Annotated in this window: 18 protein-coding genes and 1 tRNA gene; 9 read left to right on the top strand and 10 right to left on the bottom strand. The window is 68.4% G+C overall.

Annotated elements, in window-relative coordinates; translation table 11 throughout:
- The first annotated feature begins 205 nt into the window (after positions 1-205).
- On the top strand, positions 206-979 hold the full coding sequence (locus A37E_RS0114550) for an SDR family NAD(P)-dependent oxidoreductase (protein WP_029557266.1): 774 nt from the start codon (positions 206-208) through the stop codon (positions 977-979).
- Between the two features lie 112 nt (positions 980-1,091).
- Positions 1,092-1,994: a bifunctional helix-turn-helix domain-containing protein/methylated-DNA--[protein]-cysteine S-methyltransferase gene (locus tag A37E_RS0114555; RefSeq protein ID WP_051679434.1), complete on the top strand. Its 903-nt coding sequence runs from the start codon at positions 1,092-1,094 to the stop codon at positions 1,992-1,994.
- A 23-nt stretch (positions 1,995-2,017) separates the two neighbouring features.
- Here the strand turns inward: A37E_RS0114555 and hemH are convergent, their stop codons facing one another.
- From hemH to A37E_RS0114570, 3 genes are all read right to left on the bottom strand, one after another.
- Positions 2,018-3,076 carry a ferrochelatase gene (gene hemH / locus A37E_RS0114560; protein WP_029557268.1) on the bottom strand — a complete coding sequence of 353 codons (1,059 nt, stop codon included), beginning with the start codon at positions 3,074-3,076 and terminating at the stop codon, positions 2,018-2,020.
- Between the two features lie 177 nt (positions 3,077-3,253).
- Positions 3,254-3,328: transfer RNA gene (locus tag A37E_RS0114565), tRNA-Val, on the bottom strand.
- Between the two features lie 86 nt (positions 3,329-3,414).
- Positions 3,415-3,777, bottom strand: coding sequence for a response regulator (locus A37E_RS0114570; protein ID WP_029557269.1), 363 nt, complete (start codon positions 3,775-3,777; stop codon positions 3,415-3,417).
- A gap of 190 nt (positions 3,778-3,967) precedes the next feature.
- Here A37E_RS0114570 and A37E_RS0114575 point away from each other — a divergent pair, with 190 nt between their 5' ends.
- Positions 3,968-4,855 (top strand): N-formylglutamate amidohydrolase, encoded by an 888-nt coding sequence (locus A37E_RS0114575; RefSeq protein ID WP_029557270.1) that lies wholly within the window; start codon positions 3,968-3,970, stop codon positions 4,853-4,855.
- A gap of 947 nt (positions 4,856-5,802) precedes the next feature.
- Here A37E_RS0114575 and A37E_RS26940 read toward each other — a convergent pair.
- The gene (locus A37E_RS26940; protein ID WP_156026325.1) at positions 5,803-6,063 is read right to left on the bottom strand and encodes a hypothetical protein; all 261 of its coding nucleotides are present in this window, start codon (positions 6,061-6,063) and stop codon (positions 5,803-5,805) included.
- Here A37E_RS26940 and hisN point away from each other — a divergent pair.
- On the top strand, positions 6,031-6,816 hold the full coding sequence (gene hisN, locus A37E_RS0114580; RefSeq protein ID WP_029557271.1) for a histidinol-phosphatase: 786 nt from the start codon (positions 6,031-6,033) through the stop codon (positions 6,814-6,816). The genes A37E_RS26940 and hisN overlap by 33 nt on opposite strands.
- Before the next feature lie 37 nt (positions 6,817-6,853).
- Here hisN and A37E_RS0114585 read toward each other — a convergent pair whose 3' ends face one another.
- Together A37E_RS0114585 and A37E_RS26005 are read right to left on the bottom strand one after the other, a co-directional pair.
- The gene (locus A37E_RS0114585) at positions 6,854-7,795 is read right to left on the bottom strand and encodes an alpha/beta hydrolase (RefSeq protein ID WP_029557272.1); all 942 of its coding nucleotides are present in this window, start codon (positions 7,793-7,795) and stop codon (positions 6,854-6,856) included.
- An 87-nt stretch (positions 7,796-7,882) separates the two neighbouring features.
- A complete protein-coding gene (locus A37E_RS26005; protein ID WP_051679040.1) occupies positions 7,883-8,392 on the bottom strand; it encodes a hypothetical protein in 510 nt (169 codons plus the stop codon).
- A gap of 265 nt (positions 8,393-8,657) precedes the next feature.
- Between A37E_RS26005 and A37E_RS0114595 the strand changes: the two genes are divergently transcribed.
- Both A37E_RS0114595 and A37E_RS0114600 read left to right on the top strand, forming a co-directional pair.
- Positions 8,658-9,143: an Hsp20 family protein gene (locus A37E_RS0114595; RefSeq protein WP_029557274.1), complete on the top strand. Its 486-nt coding sequence runs from the start codon at positions 8,658-8,660 to the stop codon at positions 9,141-9,143.
- Positions 9,144-9,368: 225 nt separating this feature from the next.
- Positions 9,369-10,355, top strand: coding sequence for a phosphoglycerate dehydrogenase (locus A37E_RS0114600; protein ID WP_029557275.1), 987 nt, complete (start codon positions 9,369-9,371; stop codon positions 10,353-10,355).
- Positions 10,356-10,415: 60 nt separating this feature from the next.
- Here A37E_RS0114600 and A37E_RS0114605 read toward each other — a convergent pair whose 3' ends face one another.
- A complete protein-coding gene (locus tag A37E_RS0114605; RefSeq protein ID WP_029557276.1) occupies positions 10,416-10,697 on the bottom strand; it encodes a MoaD/ThiS family protein in 282 nt (93 codons plus the stop codon).
- A gap of 3 nt (positions 10,698-10,700) precedes the next feature.
- The gene (locus A37E_RS0114610) at positions 10,701-11,786 is read right to left on the bottom strand and encodes a sialidase family protein (RefSeq protein WP_029557277.1); all 1,086 of its coding nucleotides are present in this window, start codon (positions 11,784-11,786) and stop codon (positions 10,701-10,703) included.
- 158 nt (positions 11,787-11,944) lie between these two features.
- Between A37E_RS0114610 and A37E_RS0114615 the strand changes: the two genes are divergently transcribed.
- The 3 genes from A37E_RS0114615 (at position 11,945) to A37E_RS0114625 (ending at position 17,013) form a co-directional block, all read left to right on the top strand.
- Positions 11,945-12,562 carry a TetR/AcrR family transcriptional regulator gene (locus tag A37E_RS0114615; RefSeq protein WP_029557278.1) on the top strand — a complete coding sequence of 206 codons (618 nt, stop codon included), beginning with the start codon at positions 11,945-11,947 and terminating at the stop codon, positions 12,560-12,562.
- A 102-nt stretch (positions 12,563-12,664) separates the two neighbouring features.
- Entirely contained in the window at positions 12,665-13,897 is a 1,233-nt protein-coding gene (locus tag A37E_RS0114620) for an efflux RND transporter periplasmic adaptor subunit (RefSeq protein ID WP_051679041.1), read from the top strand.
- A complete protein-coding gene (locus tag A37E_RS0114625; protein WP_051679042.1) occupies positions 13,894-17,013 on the top strand; it encodes an efflux RND transporter permease subunit in 3,120 nt (1,039 codons plus the stop codon). Before A37E_RS0114620 ends, A37E_RS0114625 begins: the two co-directional genes overlap by 4 nt.
- A gap of 124 nt (positions 17,014-17,137) precedes the next feature.
- Here A37E_RS0114625 and A37E_RS0114630 read toward each other — a convergent pair whose 3' ends face one another.
- Together A37E_RS0114630 and A37E_RS25380 are read right to left on the bottom strand one after the other, a co-directional pair.
- Positions 17,138-17,719 carry an HdeD family acid-resistance protein gene (locus tag A37E_RS0114630; protein ID WP_024277684.1) on the bottom strand — a complete coding sequence of 194 codons (582 nt, stop codon included), beginning with the start codon at positions 17,717-17,719 and terminating at the stop codon, positions 17,138-17,140.
- A 187-nt stretch (positions 17,720-17,906) separates the two neighbouring features.
- A complete protein-coding gene (locus A37E_RS25380; RefSeq protein ID WP_051679043.1) occupies positions 17,907-19,100 on the bottom strand; it encodes a L,D-transpeptidase in 1,194 nt (397 codons plus the stop codon).
- Positions 19,101-19,210 lie beyond the last annotated feature (110 nt).

The raw sequence follows: 19,210 nt of genomic DNA on the forward strand, positions 1-19,210 counted from the left end.
CACAGCTGACAGGCGCGAACCCTAGCCGGCTGCGGGTAAACGCACCCTTTCGTGAGATCGTGGCAGCAGCAAGGCTGGTGATGTATCAAGATACCGTTTCGCGGCGGCGGATGGACGCGATGGTTAAGGCGGTTTAATCACCGGCGCACCTTGCGGCACGCTCTTCCGCGCCCTTTTCCCGTCCTTGCCTTGCTCGGAGCTTTCCATGGCCATGCTCGATCCCCGCACGCTGACCCTCGTCGTGACCGGCGCCACCTCGGGCATCGGCGCCGCCACCGTCCGCCGCTTTGCAAGCGCGGGATCGAAGGTGGTGGCCGTGGGCCGCCGGGCCGACCGGCTGGAAGGTCTCAAGGCCGAGTTCGGCGACCTGATCCTCCCGCTGGAGCTTGACGTGCGCGACGAGAAGGCGACGTTCGACGCCTTCTCCAGCCTGCCGGCGCCGTTCGCCGACTACAACATCGTCTTCGCGAATGCCGGCCTCGCGCTTGGGCTTGAGCCCGCGCAGAACGCGGACCTGGACGAGTGGAAGACCATGGTGGAGACCAACATCACGGGCATGCTCACCACCGTGCGCGCGAGCCTGCCGGCCATGGTGGCGCGCAAGGAGGGGCATGTGGTGTTCACCGGCTCCGTCGCCGGCGACTACCCCTATTTCGGCGGCAACGTCTACGGTGCCACCAAGGCCTTCGTGAAGCAGTTCTCCCTGAATTTGTGGGCGGATGTGGCCGGCACCGGGGTGCGTGTCACCAACATCGAGCCGGGCCTCGTGGAGACGGAATTCTCCGTGGTCCGCTTCTCCGGCGACAAGGGCAAGGCGGATCAGGTCTATGCCGGCTATACGCCCATGACCGGCGAGGACATTGCCGAGCAGGTGTATTTCGCCTGCACCATGCCCCGCCACGTCAACATCAACCGCATCCAGTGCATGGCCGGGCAGCAGACCTTCAACGGGCTCACCGTGCGGCGCGATCCGGCCTGAGGACGGTCGGCTCGGGGGAAATCGGGTGGCCGGCGCTTGCGGCGCCTGCTGAGATGGGCAACGCTCGATCAGAAGGAGACGTGCCGTGCTGGCGCTCGATGCCCCCGATCTCATCCTGTCCGCGGCGGCGCCGACGCTGACGGCGACGCCTGCCGCGCAGCTCGACATCGCCGCCCGCGACTATGACGTGGTGCGCCGGGCGGTGGAGTACATCTCCTGCAACGTGCGGCGGCAGCCCGAGGTGGAGGAAATCGCCGCCGCCACCGGCGTCTCCGCCCGCGCGCTCACCGACCTGTTCCGCCGCTGGTGTGGCCTTACGCCCAAGGCGTTCCTGCAGGCGGTGACGCTGGACCGGGCCCGGCGCATCGTCGCCGAATGCCCCAACGTGCTCGATGCCGCGTTGGAATTGGGACTGTCAGGCCCCGGCCGGCTGCACGACCTTTTCGTGGTGCACGAGGCCATGTCGCCCGGCGAGTGGAAGACCGGCGGCGCCGGCCTCGTCATCCGCTTCGGTTTCCACCCGTCCCCGTTCGGGCAGGCGCTGGCCATGTCCACCCCGCGCGGCCTGTGCGGCCTCGCTTTCGCGGATCTGGGGGAGGAGGCGGCCGCGCTCGCCGACATGCGCTCGCGCTGGCCCAACGCCACCTATGTGGAAGAGCCCGCCGCCACGGCCCCGCTGGTGGCGCAGATCTTCGATCCCGCCTCCTGCCGGGGCGACCAGCCCCTGCGCATCGTCTTCATCGGCACGGATTTTGAAATAAGGGTGTGGGAGACGCTGCTGCGCATCCCCATGGGCCGGGCCACCACCTATTCCACCATCGCCGAGCACGTGGGCCGGCCCAAGGCGGCGCGGGCGGTGGGCGCGGCCATCGGCAAGAACCCCATCTCCTTCGTGGTGCCCTGCCACCGCGTCATCGGCAAGAGCGGCGACCTTACGGGCTACCACTGGGGCCTGACGCGCAAGCGCGCCATACTCGGCTGGGAAGCGGCGAAGGTGGAGCCCAAGGCGGAGTGAAGGGCGGGGAGTGAAGGGCGGGGCTACCCCACCCAGCCCCGCAGCTCCCGCTCCACCACGCTCTTCAGCACCCGCATGCCCTCATCACCGGCATTGAGGCAAGGGATGGCGGCGAACTTCTCGCCGCCGGCGTGCTCGAAGATCTCGCGGTTCTCGACGCCGATCTCCTCCAGTGTCTCCAGGCAGTCGGCGACGAAGCCGGGGTTGAACACGGCGAGCCGCTTCACGCCACTCTCGGCCAAGGCCTTCACCGTCTCGTCCGTATAGGGCTTCAGCCATTCCTCGCGGCCGAAGCGGGACTGGAAGGTGAGGCGAAAGCGCTTCTCGTCCATGCCGAGGCGCGCGCGCAGCAGGCGGGCGGTCTTGGCGCACTGGCAGTGATAGGGGTCGCCCTTCATGAGGTAGGACTTCGGCACGCCGTGGAAAGAGGCGAGGATCACCTCCGGCTCGAAGTCCAGCGCCGCCAGATGCCGCTCCAGATCGCGGGCCACGGCATCGATATAGACCGGATCATCGTGCCAGGGCGGCGCGACGCGCAGCGTCGGCTGCCAGCGCATCTCCTTCAGCGCGTCGAAGGCCTTGTCGCAGACGGTGGCCGAGGTGGCGGCGGCATATTGCGGATAGAGCGGCACCAGCAGGATGCGCTCGCAGCCCTGCGCCTGGAGTGCGGCGAGGCGCTCGGCGATGGGTGGCTTGCCGTAGCGCATGGCGAAATCCACCACGATGCGCTCATCGATGCCGGCGAAATGGGCGGCGAGCTTTTCGGTCTGGTCGCGGGTGATGGTCTTGAGCGGGCCTTCGTTGCGCTCATTGTTCCAGATGCTGGCATAGTCGCGGCCCTTGGGGCCGGGGCGCTTGGTGAGGATGATGGCGTTGAGCACGAACCACCACAGCGCCCGGTTCACCTCGATCACCCGCCGGTCCCAGAGGAACTCCTTCAGATAGGCGCGCATGGACCAGTAGTCCGTCGCCTCCGGCGTGCCGAGATTGACGATGAGCACGCCGACGCGCCCGAACGCCACCTTGGGGTGGTCGGTGGGAAGATGGGCGGCATCGGGAGAGAAGGCGGGAGCGTCGATCATCAGGTCCTCGGCTGCTGCCGGTGAGATGGCGCCTTGGCCGGGGCGCGTCAATGCGCCTGCGGGCGCCGGGCTTTTACGCAACTGCGGCCGCGCCGGATGGCCGCCCGGCGGAAACGATGATGGTCCGGACGGCTGGTGCCGCCGGACGGATCGATCGCCGGATGATGAGGTGAGGGATGGTGGGCGCGACAGGGATCGAACCTGTGACCCCTACGATGTCAACGTAGTGCTCTCCCGCTGAGCTACGCGCCCCCTCGCAGGAGCCGCCTCTATATCGGCTCGAAACGCCGGAGGCAAGGCAGGACTGTCAGAGGATATTCCGGCCTGTGGATGACTGCTCAGGCGGCGGTCAGCATCTTGCCCACCTCGCTCACGAGGTCGCGCAGGTGAAAGGGCTTGGACAGCACCTTGGCCTCGCTCGGCGCCTCGCCATCGGCATTGAGGGCGACCGCGGCAAAGCCGGTGATGAACATCACCTTGAGGTCCGGGTCGAGCTCGGTGGCCCGGCGGGCCAGCTCGATGCCGTCCATCTCGGGCATCACGATATCGGTGAGCAGCAGTTCGAACGGCTCCTCCCGCATCCGTTCATAGGCGGAGCGGCCGTTGTCGCAGGAGGCGACGGAGTAGCCCGCATTCTGGAGCGCCTTCACAAGGAAGCGGCGCATGTCGTTGTCGTCTTCAGCGAGCAGGATCTTGGCCACGCCGCTTCCCCTGATGTCATGTTCTGTCCAGCCCCGGCCGGAGCAGGGGATTCATATGACGTGTCTGCCGCATTCGGGTAAATTCGAAGTGAAAGCCGCGCCACCTCTTTCCAAAAGGTGTCCCGCCGGGCCATCATTCCGCCGCCCGCCGGTGTGAATTCCGGAACTATTCCAAGGTGCTGGGTTCTTGATGACTGCCTGCCTCGCCGACACCATTGAACCCGCATTCGAGGTGCTCACTCCGGTCGAGGCGCGCGCGCCCTTCCTCTTCAACTCCCCGCATTCCGGGCGAATCTATCCCCGCAGCTTCGTCGAGCAGACGCGCTTGGACTTTTCGACCCTGCGCCGATCGGAAGATACGTTCGTCGATGAATTGTTCGGCGATTGCGTCGGGCTGGGCGCGCCGATGATGCGGGCGCTGTTCCCGCGCTCATTCCTCGACCTCAACCGCGAGCCCTACGAGCTTGACCCGCGCATGTTCGACGGCCGGCTGCCGCCGTTCGCCAACACGCGGTCGATTCGCGTGTCCGGTGGCCTCGGCACCATCGCGCGGGTGGTGGGCGACGCGCAGGAAATCTATCCCCGCCGCCTCGCGGTGAACGAGGCGCTGGAGCGCATCGAGACCTTTTACAAGCCCTACCACCAGACCCTGCGCCGCCTCGTGGGGCGCATCCAGCGCGAATGGGGGATGGCGGTGCTGGTGGATTGCCACTCGATGCCGTCCACTTCAGCGCGGGACGAGGTGGCGCGCGCCGATTTCGTCATCGGCGACCGTTACGGCACGAGCTGCAGCGAGCTGGTCACGGACGCCATCGAGCGGTCGCTGACCGCCCGCGGCTACCGGGTGGTGCGCAACAAGCCCTATGCCGGCGGCTATATTACTGAGCACTACGGAAACCCCTCCGCCGGCCTGCACGCCGTGCAGATCGAGCTCAACCGCAGCCTCTACATGGACGAGGCCGCCTATGAGCGGAATAGCGGATTTTCCAGCGCCCAGGCCGATCTTCGGGCCCTGATGGGGGATCTGTTCATCGCGGTGTCGGAGGGCCTCGCCCCGCTCCGTGCGGCAGCTGAATGACAAAGCCCTGCATTTTTGCATAAGGTGCCTTGCGTTTTTCGTATGGCAAGGCTACCAATTGCGCACGGTTGCCGAGGAATTACTCAGGCACCATCGAATTCCGGCCCGGGCAGGCTTCGCAACGCGAAGACGCCCGCGAGACACGGGATCGAATATGGCGGCGCAAGACCGCATCCAGGGATGGAACGAGAGGGGCCTAGACAGGGCGGCGGGTGACGGCGAATGCCGGATCGGCCAGCCCGAAAAAGAAAGGGGCCGTCCGCGTGAGCAGACGGCCCAAGTCTAGGGAGGAAACGCCCAAGGAGGGCAGCGACACAGCGACGCCAATCGCCGTGTCGCAATGCACAAATAGCCGAGTGCAGTGCCATAAATCAAGTGCGCGTTTGTCGCAGTCTGGTATACCACGGTAACTCATTGATTTTTATAGGGATTTATTTCTCCCGGCTAAGCCCGGGCTGTGGCCGCTAAGAGCAGGCCGCTCAAAAAAATCGATAGAAGCGTGCGCTTGGTCCGACTCGGCTGTGCCGGGGATGGCCAGGATGCGGCATGTCCGGGTGTTGCCCGGTGCCGGGACCCATCGTGGCGGCCAGTCGATCAGGCAGGGACAGGCGCCGGTCATCATCGGCCGCCAGATTCTCGTCAGGCGCCACGCGCGCGGAGAGTGGATCTGGCAGGGAATGGGCGCGGGCAGGGGGGCTAGGAGGCTGGCGCAGGCTCCGGGGCTTTGCCGGGCGGCGCGCATTTCCTGCCTCGGCATGAGGGGCCGAAAAAAGAAAGGGGCCGCTGAGAACAGCGGCCCAAGTCTAGGGAGGAAACGCCCAAGGAGGGCAGCGGCACCGCAACAAGCAATGCCGCGCTGCATCAATATGACGAATGCCCCCCTCTGCATCAAGTCCGTGACAGGCAGATAGTTTGTGCAACTGTCCAACATTTAAAACCATTTATTTTCAGCTCATTGCGGCCCATCTGCCCATTTTTTGCGCGTCCTGCCCGCCACGCCTGCCACAGGTGCGATCATCCCGCACCGCGGTTGTGCCGTAGGGATCGCGGCCTGGCGGATTCGGCCGGCCTTCCTGCACAGATTTCCCTCGCAGATTTTCCTTGGCAGGTGCCACCACCCGCGCTTTCTTGCCGGCGCGGGCATCGTCGGCCCGCCCGACCGTTCCGGAGTCTCCATGACCGCCGTCGATTTCGACGCCTTCGTCCATCAGCTTGCGACCGTCTCGGGCGAGGCCATCCTGCCCTTCTTCCGCACGGCGCTTGGCATCGAGGACAAGAGCGCGGGCCGCGCCTTCGATCCCGTCACCGAGGCGGACCGGGCGGCCGAGCAGGCCATGCGGCAGCTCATCCGCTCCACCTTCCCCGCCCACGGCATCATCGGCGAGGAGTTCGAGAATGTGGCGGCGAGCGCGCCCTATACGTGGGCGCTCGACCCCATCGACGGCACCAAGTCATTCATCGCCGGCCTGCCCGCCTGGGGGACGCTGATCGGCCTTCTGAAGGAGGGCGATCCGGTCTACGGCATGATGCACCAACCGTTCATCGGCGAGCGCTTCTTCGGCGACGGCGGCGCGGCGCGCTATCGCGGCCCGGCGGGCGAGCGCACCCTCGCCACCCGCGACTGCGGGCGGCTGGAGGACGCGGTGCTCTACACCACCAGCCCCCGCCTCATGAACGACGAAGACCGCGCCGCCTTCGGCACGGTGGAGGAGCGCGTGCGGCTCTCGCGCTACGGCGGCGATTGCTACGCCTATTGCATGGTGGCGGCCGGTCTTATCGATCTCGTCATCGAGACCGGCCTGCAGGATCACGACGTGATCGCCCTCGTGCCCATCATCGAGGGCGCGGGGGGCGTCGTCACCAGCTGGGAAGGCGGTTCGCCGGTTGCGGGGGGGCGCGTGGTCGCCGCCGGCAGCCGCAAGGTGCACGAGGCGGCGCTGCGCCAGCTCTCCGGCGGCTAAGCCCACGCGGCGCTTGAGCGTAGCAACGTAAAACTTCTCAGATTGGCGTCCCGGGGATGAAGGCGTCGAACGCGGCCCAGAACTGGGCGCGGAAGATGTCGCGCTCCATCAGCAGCTCGTGCCGGCTGGCCGGCACCACCACATGGGCGCCGGCGATGAGCCGCGCCGAGAAGTGCTCGATGGCCTTGTTGGAGACGAGCCGGTCTCCTCCGGCCGCGATGATGAGCAGCGGCTGGCGGATGCGCGGGATCACGTCGGGATGGGTCAACTCTCCCATGGTGGCATAGGCGCCAGCCAGCCAGCCGATGGTGGGTGCCCCGAGGTCCAGCTGCGGATGGGCGGAGACCATCGCCTGCGTGCGGTCGAATCGGGCCCGGTCCGAGGTGAGCGGATTGCCCTCGAATCTCAGCCGCGCCAGCGTGCGCCCGCGTCCGCCCGGCACGAAGGCGCGGGCGAAGCCGATGTGGGAGAGCACGGTGGCGGTCGGCCGCATGATGCCCTCGAACGGCACCGAATCAAGCCCCAGCATGGGGGCGCTGAGCACCATGCGATCGAACCAGCGATGCCCCTCCAGCACCGAGGACAGCAGGATCGACCCGCCCATGGAATGGGCCAGCGCGAAATGGGGCGGAGGACAGTCCGGCAGCAGCACCTCGCGCGCGAAGGCCTCGAGGTCGAGCAGATAGTCCGAAAAGCGGGTGACATGCCCCTTCAGGCGGTTGCGCAGCAGGCGCTGGGAGCCGCCCTGGCCCCGCCAGTCGAGCAGCGCCACGGCGAAGCCGCGGGATCTCAGCTCGCGCACCACCTCGAAATATTTCTCGATGAACTCGCAGCGGCCGCTGAACAGCGCGACGGTGCCCTTCGCCTTGCCCTCGGGCATGAAGCGGGCGAAGCGCAGGCGCACGCCGTCGCGGGCGATGATCTCGCCTTCGATCGCGCCTTCGGGCACCGGATTATTCGGCAGGGAATAGAGCGTCATGAGGCTCGCAGCGATGGAAGGCGGGCAGCCTGAGGGTTACACGCCGGGCGCCCGCTTCACAATCGCCGTCTCGCGCGGGACCAGCGCTCAGCGCGGCGCCCCGGAGCCGATGACCTGCATGCCGCTGATGTCGCCGCTGGCGGCGTCCAGCACGAGGCGCACCCGCTCGCCGCGCGGCCCTGTGGCTTCGGCGAGGAAGCTCTGGCCGCGCTGGCGCACGGCGTCGATCTGGCGGAAGCCGCGGGCTTCGAGGCTCGGCGCGACGGTCTCGGCGGTGAGCGGAAGGGGGCCGGCGGGGGCGATCTGGTAGGGTCGGTAGGCACGGGGCGCGATGGCGCCTGGCAGCGCTGCGGTCTCGTCCGGCATCTGGGTCGCGGTGACGGAGGCGGCGCGGGCGAGTGGCAGGCCAGGCAGGGCGATCGTCCCGGCTTCGCTCGGCGGATGATACGTGTGCAGGGGCGGGGGCTTGGCCGGAACGGCCGGCTGGACACCCGCCGGGGCCGGCGCCTCGGCGCCGCACTGGGCGAGGGCCCGCGTCGCCGGAGGCGCGAGTGCCATCAGGAAGAAGGCCGCACAGGCGGCCGCACAGGCCCGCATCGCCCGACCTCCCCTTGCCCCCCGCCTCCTCACCGGATCACGCCGCGGACGGAGCAGATGTCGTTGGGGAAAAGTCTAGCCGCGGCGGGTGAACGCCGACCGGCAAAGGCGTTCATCGCCCGTTCAGATTGGCGGCGTGGCTCCCCCTTGACGCCAGAAACGGGCCTACCCACATCCAAAACGGCGCCGGGCAGAGACCTGACGGCGCCCTGAGCGGACCCGGCTTTATGCGGGTCCCGCATGTCGCTTCAAAGGAGGATATGCCATGCGTACGTTTGACCTTGCTCCGCTGTACCGCAACACCGTCGGCTTCGACCGGCTGTTCTCGCTGCTCGATTCCGTCGGCGGCGTCGATGCGGCGCCCACCTACCCGCCCTACAACATCGAGCGCACGGGCGAGAACGCCTATCGCATCACGGTGGCCGTGGCGGGCTTCACCGATGCCGAACTGAGCATCGAGGTGAAGGAAAACACCCTCACCCTCAAGGGCGAAAAGAAGTCGTCCGAGGCCTCCGAGAGCGCACAGGTGCTCTATCGCGGCATCGCCGCCCGCGCCTTCGAGCGTCGCTTCCAGCTCGCCGACCATATGGAGGTGAAGGGCGCGGTGCTTGAGAATGGCCTGCTGCACGTGGATCTCGTGCGCAACATTCCCGAGGCCAAGAAGCCCCGCATCATCCCCATAGCGGGTGCGACGTCGACCCCGAAAACCATCGAGGGCTCGACCGTAGAGGGCGCCGCCCAGGCGGCCTGACCGGCGGGAATGAGGGGCGGGCCGAGGCCCGCCCTGCCTTTCGACGCGGGGGCGGGCTTCCGCCCCTCGGACTTGAGGGCGGTGCGCACGCGCCGCCCTTTTGCATGGTGGATTTGTACGGCGCTTTTGCATGGCGCCGATGTCGCGTGCGGGCTTGATCTCGGCGCGCGGCCGGGAGAGGAGGGGGACGCACCCGTTCGCTCCCTCCGGAAAAGGTCGCCCGCCGTGTCCGCCCCCCGCAAGGTTCTCATCACCACCCGCCTGTTCGATGCCGCGGCTGCCGAATATCTCGCCGAGCACGGCTGCGTTGCGGTGCCGTCCGGCCTGCCGGGCGATGCGCTCGATGCCGACATTTCCGACGCCGCCCTGAGCGCGCTGCTTGAAGGCGTCGAGGGCTGGATCGTCGGCATGCGCGCGGTGACGCGGGAGATTCTCGCCGCCCATCCCGATCTCAAGGTCATCGCCCGTCGCGGCGTGGGCTATGAGCGGGTGGACGTGCCTGCCGCCAAGGCACTCGGCCGGGTTGTCACCATCGCGGCGGGGGCCAATGACGATGCGGTGGCGGATCACACGCTGGCGATGATCCTCGCGCTTTTGCGACGTCTGAAGGAGAGTGACCGCGCCATCGCCGCCGGCAATTGGCGGGTGCTGAGCGGGTTCGACCTCACGGGCAAGACGGTGGGCCTCGTCGGGCTCGGCCGCATCGGCAAGGCGGTGGCGCGGCGCCTGCACGGCTTCGGGACCAGGGTTCTGGTCGCGACCCGCACCCCCGACCCGGATTTCCCCTTCGTGGATTATGTGCCGCTCGACGACCTGATCGCGCAGAGCGACATCATCAGCGTCCATGCGCCGCTCACCCCCGAGACCCGCCACCTGATCGGCGCCGACGCGCTGGCCGCCATGAAGCCCCATGCGCTGGTCATCAACACCTCCCGCGGCGGCCTCGTGGACGACCGCGCGCTGCTGGCCGCGCTGGAGGCGGGACGCATCGGCGGCACCGGCCTCGACGTGTTCGAGGCAGAGGCGGACGCCGCGATGCTGCCGGTCGCCGCCGCGCTGGCCGCGCGCCCGGATGTGGTGGCCACCGCCCACGCCTCCGGCTCCAGCGCCGAGGCGCTGGCCCGCGGCAACCTGATCTCCGCCCAATGCGTGGTGGCGGCGCTGGACGGAACGGACTTCCCGCCCGGCTGCCTCATCGCCGACGGGCGCTGAGGTTCCCATTGCAAGGCGTTTTCTTCACGCGAACCGGTACCCGCTTCGCTCGAAAACGCTTCACCCGCCGCTGATGGCGGTGAGCAGGAACACGTCCGCGCCGGGCGGGAGCGGCGTTTCCAGCCGCGCCCGGCGCCCGTCCACGAACACGTTGATGTGGCGGCGGATGGCGGGGCGCTCGTCGCACAGCCGGTCGCGCATGCCGGGCCAGCGCGTCTCCAGCGCATCCATCAGCTCGCGCACCGTGGCGGCGCGAAGCTCCAGATAGGTCTGCCCGTCGGGGAACAGCCGGACGAGGTGGGCCGGCAGGCGCACCTTCACCGGCGCGGCTTCCTCCGTCACCGGTCAGGCCTCCACCACCAGCGTCTCCACGGAGGAGATGGTGGGCAGGTGCTCGGCAAGGCGCGTCCAGTTCTCCCCCTCGTCGGCGCTGGCGTAGATCTCGCCGGAGCCGGTGCCGAAATAGACGCCGGCCGGCTCCAGCGTGTCGGTGGCCATGGCCTGCCGCAGCACGTTGAAATAGGCGTCCTTCTGCGGCAGGCCGGACCGCATCGCCTGCCATGAGGCGCCGCCGTCGCGGGTGCGCCAGACGGCGGCCTTCGCCTCCGGCATGAAGCGTCCGGCCGTGTCGCCGTTGAGCGGCACGAGGAACAGCGTCTCCGCATCGCGCGGATGGGCGGCGGCGGGAAAGCCGAAGCTGGAGGGCAGGCCCTTTTCGATGCTCTGCCACGACACGCCGCCATCGTCGGAGCGGTACATGCCGCAATGGTTCTGCTGGTAGAGGCGGTGGCGCAGGCCCGGCGCCTTGACCACGCAATGCACGCACTGGCCATGCTCGGGATAACGCAGGTCCTCCGGCATGTAGTCCGCCCGGGTGCCGCGGTTGCGCGCGCTCCAGGTGCGCCCGCCGTCGGCGCTGTGAAAGACGCCGGCGGCGGAGATGCCGACCCACAGGGCATCCGGATCGTCCGGGTCAAGCACGAGGGAGTGCAGGATCAGGCCCGCTCCGCCGGGATTCCATTCGGACCGGGAGGGGTGCTTCTGCAGGCCGTCGAGGGCGGTGAAGCTCTGCCCGCCATCATCCGAGCGGAACAGGCCGGCCGGCTCGACGCCGGCATAGAGCACGCCGTCCGCCCCCGGCGCGAGGCTCCAGACGGATTTCACCGGTGCCTCGCCTTCGGCATGGGCAAGGCCACGGGAGGAATGGGTCCACGTGGCGCCGAGATCGTCCGACTGCCACACGGCAGGCCCGAACCATTCATTCCCGCCGCCGGCATAGATGCGGCCGGAGGCGCGGTCGCCCACCACGTGGTTGGTGGGCCACGTGTCGCAGAACGGTCCGCGCAGCGACCAGCTTTTCCGGGCGGGATCGCTGTCCAGGATGAACGCGCCTTTCTTCGTTCCGATCAGGATGAGCACCTTCTGCGCCATCTTTTCCTCCCACGGCCCCGGGGCTTCGGGCCGCAACGAGGACGCGGACGCAGGCGACGCGCCGACACGGCAGGGATAAGATTTTGCGCAGCGGGCGAATCGCAGGCTTGGAAATTTAGAACTGACGATTTATGATAATCGTCAGTCTGTAGGAGTGCATGGTGAACGTCAGGGTGAAGGAGACGGCGGACGAGACCCGGGAGCGCATCGCGCGCACGGCGGAGGAATTGTTCCGCCGCATGGGTTTCGCCAAGACGGCGGTGGCCGACATCGCCGCCGAGCTCGGCATGTCGCCGGCCAATGTCTACCGCTTCTTCCCGTCCAAGACCGCCATCGTCGCCACCATCTGCGGCCGCTGTCTGTGCGAGAGCGAGGCCGAATTCGCCGAAGCGGCTGCGGGGGAGGGCTCCCCGCAGGAGCGCATCTTCACCGCCTATCTCTCCATCATGCGCTACCACAAGGATAATTTCCTTGAGGAGCGGCGTGTGCACGACATGGTGCTGGTGGCCATCGAGAACAATTGGGAAGCCATCGAGGCCCACAAGGCACGCCTGTGCGACCTGACCGCGCGCGTGCTGGCAGAGGGCATCGCGCAGGGGGTGTTTGTGGCCCACGACCCCTCGAAGGTCAGCCGCTACATCCAGAGCGCGCTTATCCGCTTCTGCCATCCGGTCCTGGTGGCGCAGCACATCGACGAGGACCAGGAGGGCGCTCTGCGTGAGAGCCTCCAGTTCATTCTGAGAAGTATCGAGGTCGAGCGTTCGCCTCTCCCCTGATCGGAGTGAGCGAAACGCTTCCGTGCGCCGTAAAAGTGATGATCGACGAAAATCGTCAGTGTTAAGTTCGTATTCCGCAGGCCCGAGCCACAGGATCGTCCCATGCCCCGCCTCGCCGTTCCGATCCGATCCGGCCGCCACCTGAAGGGGATGGCCGCGCTGCTCCTTGCCGGGTCCGCCTTGCTGATTGCCGGCTGCGGGCAGGAAAACCCCGCCAACGCCGGCGAGGCTCCCGCCTCCCGGGAAGCCACGCTCGCCCGGCCGGTGCAGGTCACGACCGTGAGCTTCCGGCCGCGGCAGACGCAGAAGAGCTTCGTCGGCGTGGTCCGCGCCCGCCGCGAGATCGACCTCGCCTTCCGGGTGGGCGGCAAGGTGGTGCAGCGGCTGGTGGAGGTGGGCGACCGCATCGAGCCCGGCACCGTGGTGGCGCGCCTCGACAGGGAAGACCTCAAGCTGGAACTGGAAAGCGCCAAGGCGGAGATGCAGGCGGCCACCGCCAACCTCGCCCAGACCACCACCGAGGACACCCGCTATCGCGCGCTCACCGCCAAGGGCGCCGCCTCCAACGCCGACCTCGACCGCAAGTCGCTCGCCAAGGACGAGGCCGTCGGCCGCCTCGAACGGGCCAAGCGCTCGCTGGAGCTGGCGGAGAACCGCCTGTCCTATGCCGACCTCGTCACCGATGCGGCCGGCGTCGTCGTCGCGACCTCGGCTGAGCCGGGTCAGGTGGTGGCCTCCGGCCAGACCATCGTGCGTGTCGCCCGCCTCGATGAGAAGGAGGCGCTGGTCTCCCTTCCCGAGACTGCCCTTGCCGACGCCCGCACGGCTGATGCGGTCGTCTCCCTCTGGGCCGATCCCGGCCGGCGCATTCCCGCCCGCTTGCGGGAGCTGTCGCCGCAGGCCGACGCCACCTCCCGCACCTATCCTGCCCGCTTCACGCTGGACGGGGCGGACGAGACCGTGGCGCTGGGCATGACCGCCACCGTGACGCTCCGCCCCAAGGACCAGCAGCAGGTGGCGCGCCTGCCGCTCTCCGCGCTCATCGATCGCGGCCACGGCCCGCAGGTGTTCGTGGTGGATGGCGCGACCCATGCCATCGTCGCCCGCCCGGTGGAGATCGCGGCCTATACGGGCGACGAGGTGCTGCTCTCCGGCGGTGTCGCGCCGGGGGATGCGGTGGTCATCCTCGGCGTCCAGACGCTGCTGCCCGGCCAGAAGGTGCGCACCGTTCAGGCCCCCTCCGTGACCGAGGTCGCCGAGCGCCTGCCATCGGTCGAAACCCGCCGCGCACAGGCGCCGGCCGGCGCTTCCACCCTGGCGGAGCAGCGGCCGTGAGCACCGCCGGCTCTTCCCCGGACGGCGCCTCGCGCTTCAATCTTTCGCGCTGGGCCATCACCCATCGCGCGCTGACCCTGTTCGCCATCCTGCTGCTCGGCGCGGCGGGGGCCTATTCCTATTTCAATCTCGGCCGGGCCGAGGACCCGTCCTTCACCATCAAGGTCATGGTGGTGCAGGCCGCGTGGCCCGGCGCCACCGCCTCCGAGATGCAGGCGCAGGTGGCCGATCCCATCGAGAAGAAGCTGCAATCCCTGCCGCACCTCGACCGGGTGGAGAGCTATTCGCGCCCCGGCGTCTCCTTCGTGCAGGTGTTCCTCCGGGACAACACGCCGGCGAAGGAGGTGAAGGACCTCTGGTACCAGGTGCGCAAGAAGGTCTCCGACGTGCGCGGCGACCTTCCCGCCGGTGTCATCGGGCCGGGCTTCGACGACGAATATGGCGACGTCTATTCCGCCCTCTACATCCTGAGCGGGCAGGGCGCGGCGCCGGCCGAGCTGAAGCGGCAGGCGGAACTCATCCGCCAGCGCCTGCTCCGCGTGCCCAACGTGGAGAAGGTGGACCTCATCGGCGAGCGGCCGGAGAAGATCTACATCGAGTTCTCCCACGCCCGCCTCGCCAATCTCGGCATCACCCCGCAGCAGCTGTTCGACAGCGTGGCCCGGCAGAATGCCGTGGTGGCGGGCGGCGCGGTGGACACCCGTTCCGACCGCATCAATTTGCGCGTCACCGGTGCCTTCACCGGCGTCGAGGCTATCGCCGAGGTGCCGGTGGCGGTGAACGGCGCGCTGCTGCGCCTCGGTGACATCGCCACCGTCCGGCGCGGCTATGAGGACCCGCCCGCCTTCCTCATGCGCCAGCACGGGCTGCCGGCGCTGGGCATCGGTGTGTCCATGGCGCAGGGCGCCAACATCCTCACGCTGGGCGAGGGGCTTAAGGCCGCCATGGCCGAGGCCACCGCCGAGCTGCCCCACGGCATCGACGTGACGCAGGTGGCCGATCAGCCGCACATCGTCGGCGAATCGGTGGGCGAGTTCCTGAAGACCTTCCTCGAAGCCCTCGTCATCGTGCTGGTGGTGAGCTTCCTGTCTCTGGGCTTCCGCACCGGCATCGTGGTGGCGCTCTCGGTGCCGCTGGTGCTCGCCATCGTCTTCCTCATCATGTTCTCGGCGGGCATGGACCTGCACCGCATCACGCTGGGCGCGCTCATCATCGCCCTCGGCCTGCTGGTGGACGACGCCATCATCGCCATCGAGATGATGGTGGTGAAGATGGAGGAGGGCTGGGACCGGATGTCGGCCGCCACCTTCGCCTGGACCTCCACCGCCTTTCCCATGCTCACCGGCACGCTGGTGACGGCGGCGGGCTTCCTCCCCGTTGGCTTCGCCAAGTCGTCCTCGGGCGAATATGCCGGCGGCATCTTCTGGGTGGTGGGCATCGCGCTCATCGCCTCGTGGTTCGTGGCGGTGATCTTCACGCCCTATCTTGGCACCGTGCTGCTGCCGGACATGAAGAAGGCGGGCGGGCATCACGAGATGCACGACGGCCGGCTCTACCGCATGCTGCGCGGGACGCTGGAATTCTGCCTGCGCCACCGCTTCATGGTGATCGGCACGACCGTCGTGATGTTCGCCGGGTCCGTGGTGGCCTTCGGCTTCGTGCAGCAGCAGTTCTTCCCCACCTCCACACGGCCGGAGCTGTTCCTGGAGATCCGCCTGCCCGAAGGCACCTCCATCACCGTCACCGAGGCGACGGCGAAGAAGGCGGAGGCTCTCGTGGGCGAGGACCCCGACGTGGCCACCAGCACCACCTATGTGGGCCGCGGCGCGCCCCGCTTCTGGCTCGGCCTCAATCCGGTGCTGCCCAATCCGAACTTCGCGCAGATCGTCATCGTGGCGAAGGACGTGGCGGCCCGCGAGCGGCTGAAGGCCCGGCTCGACGCGGAGCTGGCCGAAGGCGCGCTGTCGGAAGCGCGGGTGCGCGTGGACCGCTTCGTGTTCGGCCCGCCGGTGGGCTTCCCGGTGCAGTTCCGCGTGGTGGGGCCGGACCCCATCGCGGTGCGCGACATCGCCGAGAAGGTGCGCCTCGTGATGGCCTCCGATACGGACATGATCGACCCGCACCTCAATTGGGGCGAGCAGGTCAAGTCCATCACCTTGACCGTCGATCAGGACCGCGCCCGTGCGCTCGGCACCTCGCCGCGCGATATCGCCGAGACGCTGCAGACGCTGCTTCAGGGCTATGCCATCACCCAGCTGCGCGAGGGCAACCTGCTCATCGACGTGATGGCACGTGCCGTGCCGGAGGAGCGGGTGGACCTGGAACACCTCGCAGCGCTCACCGTCACCACCCGCAACGGGCTGGCCGTGCCGCTCGGACAGGTGGCGCGCATCGGCTATGCCCATGAGGAGCCGATCCTCTGGCGGCGCGACCGCGACCTCGTGCTCACCGTGCGCGGCGATGTGCGGGACGGCGTGCAGCCGCCTGACGTGACCACCCGCCTCCTGCCCAAGCTGGCGCAGCTCAAGGCCGAGCTGCCGCCCGGCTATCGCATCGAGACCGGCGGCTCCATCGAGGAAAGCGCCAAGGCCAATGCCTCGCTGGCGGCGGTGTTTCCGGTGATGATCATCGTCATGCTCACGCTGCTGATGATCCAGCTGCAGAGCTTCTCGCGCCTTGCCCTCGTGCTGGCGACGGCGCCCCTCGGCCTCATCGGCGCGGCGGCGGCGCTGCTCATCGCGCACCGGCCGTTCGGCTTCGTGGCGCTGCTCGGGCTCATCGCGCTCGCCGGCATGATCATGCGCAACACGGTGATCCTGGTGGACCAGATCGACCACGACATCCGCGACGGCGCGACGCCCCACCGCGCCATCGTTGAGGCGACCCTGCGCCGGGCACGGCCCGTTGTGCTCACGGCGCTGGCCGCCGTGCTCGGCATGATCCCGCTGGCGGAGAGTGTGTTCTGGGGGCCGATGGCCGTCACCATCATGGGCGGCCTGCTGGTGGCGACCGTGCTCACATTGCTGGTGGTGCCGGCGCTGTACGCCACCTGGTTCCGCGTGAAGGTGATGGACGGGGAGACCGCGCCGTCCGCCCTGCCGCAGCCGGCGGAATGATGCCCTTCGACTGAATCAAGACGCGCCCCGACGCCCCCCGGGGCCGTCCGCCTCGCCCGTTCCCGGCAACGCCCCCGCCGCGGACGGGCGGGGCGGTTTTTCGTCTCGGACGGTGTGCCGCGACTCAGTTCTTCTTGTCGCGCAGGGCGAGGCCGAACATCAGCGTGCCGACGCCGTTGACGATGAGGTCCACGCCGAGGAACAGGCCGAGGATATAGACGGAGTTCACCGGCCAGCGGGCGATGATGATGAGGCCCAAAAGCAGGGTGACGATGCCGGACACCACGATCCAGCCCCAGCCCTTGCCGTGCTGGGAGCCGAAACCGGCGAAGACGCGGAAGATGCCTTCGACGGCGAGCGCCACGCCGATCATCAGCGTGAGCACGCCGGCGCCGAGCAGCGGGTTGTACATCATCAGGCCGCCGGCCACGACGTAGAGCAGGCCCGCCAGCAGCCAGTAGAAGAAGCGTCCCCAGCCCTGCACCCGGAAGGCGTGGATGACCTGCACCACGCCGCCCACCAGAATCAGCGCGCCCACATACAGGACGGTGACGACCGTGGAGGCGAGCACATGGGCGAGGGCGACGAAGCCGAGCACGATGAAGGCGATGCCGAGCACCGCGAACCAGCCCCAGCTCGCGCGGATGGCGTGCAGCTGGTCGGCGACGGCGGAAGCGGGGGTGGGCGCAGATGCAGGCGTGGACATGGGCCTCTCCTGTCAGCTTGATCGCTGCGGGGCCATCATATCGAAGCGGAACGTCACGCACAGTGGTCTTGGGCTCCGGCAGATTGCGGAGCCCAAGACCGAGGACGAACGGCCCTCAAACGCAAAACGGCCCGGCGTGGGCCGGGCCGTTGCGGTCAGGTCTTTTCCCTGTGGGGACGCTCTGCGCTCAGCGCTGGGCTGCGGGCTTGCCGGCCGAGGCGGTGGAAACCGGTGCCGGAGCGGCATTGGCCTGGGGGGCCGAGCTGCCCTTGGGGAGAATCACCACCTTGGTGCCCACCTTGGCGCGGTCGTAGAGGTCTTCCACGTCCGCGTTCAGCATGCGGAAGCAGCCGGACGACACGAACTTGCCGATGGTCTGCGGCTCGTTGGTGCCGTGAATGCGGTAGACGGTGCCGCCGAGATACATGGTGCGGGCGCCGAGCGGATTGCCCGGGCCACCGGCCATGAAGCGCGGTAGGTAGGGCTGGCGCTGGATCATCTCGGACGGCGGGCGCCAGTCGGCCCATTCCTTCTTCGCCGTGATCTTCTCGGTACCGGCCCAGGTGAAGCCTTCGCGGCCCACGCCAATGCCGTAGCGGACGGCCTTGCCGCCGCCGAGGACGAAGTAGAGGTAGGTGTTCGGCGTATCGATGACGATGGTGCCGGCCGGCTGGGTGGTCACGTAATCCACCGTCTGGCGGCGGAAGCGCTCGGGTACGGGCTCGGTCGGATCGACATTCTCGATGCGGGGGCCGGACGGCGCCTCGGTGGTGCCGGGCACCACGGCGGAGTTGGGGCCGTAGGTGCCCGCGGGGGCCGGTGCATTGTTCAGGCTGGCATAGAGCGCATCCTGATCCACCGCGCCGCGGCCGGAGCCGGAATAGCCGGGCTGCTGCTGGCCATAGGCCGGCTGCTGGGGCTCATAGGCGGTGGGGGTCGCCTGGCGGCCGTAGAGGTCGGGCGCAGAATTGTAGACCGGCTGGCCGCCATAGGCCTGCTGACCCTGCGCCGGAACGGCGGTCGGGTAGGGACCGGAATCGGGGGCCACCGCAACAGGGCCGCCGGGCGCGGGCTGCGGATAGCCCTGCTGCGCCGGCTGGGGATAGGCCTGCAGGGGATAGGCCTGACCCGGCGCGGGAAGCTCCGTGCGCTCCACCTGGTCGCGGCGCACCGGCGCCTGCTGGCGCGCATAGGGGTCCGAATAGCCGGGAGGCGCCTCGCCATAGCCACCGACAGGCGCGGGCGGGAGCGTGCCGGTAGCATCGTCCTGCTGCCCGCCGGGCAGGCTGTAGTTCGGGCCACCGTACGGCCCCTGGGCGAAGGCCGGAGCGGCAAGAACGCACGCGCCGACGGCGGCGAGGAGGGTGTTGCGAAGGGTCATGCTTGAGGTGTTAACCGTGAAACGTGACGAAATTGGAAACGGGTCGCGGAAAAATTTGGCCCGTCCGGCGGTAACTTGTTCCAGCTTTGCAGCTCTTGTCCTGAAACGCC

It is taken from the genome of Xanthobacter sp. 91 (assembly GCF_000702385.1).
In the GTDB taxonomy this organism is placed as follows: Bacteria; Pseudomonadota; Alphaproteobacteria; order Rhizobiales; family Xanthobacteraceae; genus Xanthobacter; species Xanthobacter aminoxidans.

Bases quoted from the DNA above. Each gene is read 5' to 3' on its own strand.
- A37E_RS0114550 (WP_029557266.1), top strand. From the start codon at position 206: ATGGCCATGCTCGATCCCCGCACGCTGACCCTCGTCGTGACCGGCGCC.
- hemH (WP_029557268.1), bottom strand. From the start codon at position 3,076: ATGATCGACGCTCCCGCCTTCTCTCCCGATGCCGCCCATCTTCCCACC.
- A37E_RS0114575 (WP_029557270.1), top strand. From the start codon at position 3,968: ATGACTGCCTGCCTCGCCGACACCATTGAACCCGCATTCGAGGTGCTC.
- hisN (WP_029557271.1), top strand. From the start codon at position 6,031: ATGACCGCCGTCGATTTCGACGCCTTCGTCCATCAGCTTGCGACCGTC.
- A37E_RS26940 (WP_156026325.1), bottom strand. From the start codon at position 6,063: ATGGACGAAGGCGTCGAAATCGACGGCGGTCATGGAGACTCCGGAACG.
- A37E_RS0114585 (WP_029557272.1), bottom strand. From the start codon at position 7,795: ATGACGCTCTATTCCCTGCCGAATAATCCGGTGCCCGAAGGCGCGATC.
- A37E_RS26005 (WP_051679040.1), bottom strand. From the start codon at position 8,392: ATGCGGGCCTGTGCGGCCGCCTGTGCGGCCTTCTTCCTGATGGCACTC.
- A37E_RS0114595 (WP_029557274.1), top strand. From the start codon at position 8,658: ATGCGTACGTTTGACCTTGCTCCGCTGTACCGCAACACCGTCGGCTTC.
- A37E_RS0114610 (WP_029557277.1), bottom strand. From the start codon at position 11,786: ATGGCGCAGAAGGTGCTCATCCTGATCGGAACGAAGAAAGGCGCGTTC.
- A37E_RS0114615 (WP_029557278.1), top strand. From the start codon at position 11,945: ATGGTGAACGTCAGGGTGAAGGAGACGGCGGACGAGACCCGGGAGCGC.
- A37E_RS0114620 (WP_051679041.1), top strand. From the start codon at position 12,665: ATGCCCCGCCTCGCCGTTCCGATCCGATCCGGCCGCCACCTGAAGGGG.
- A37E_RS0114630 (WP_024277684.1), bottom strand. From the start codon at position 17,719: ATGTCCACGCCTGCATCTGCGCCCACCCCCGCTTCCGCCGTCGCCGAC.
- A37E_RS25380 (WP_051679043.1), bottom strand. From the start codon at position 19,100: ATGACCCTTCGCAACACCCTCCTCGCCGCCGTCGGCGCGTGCGTTCTT.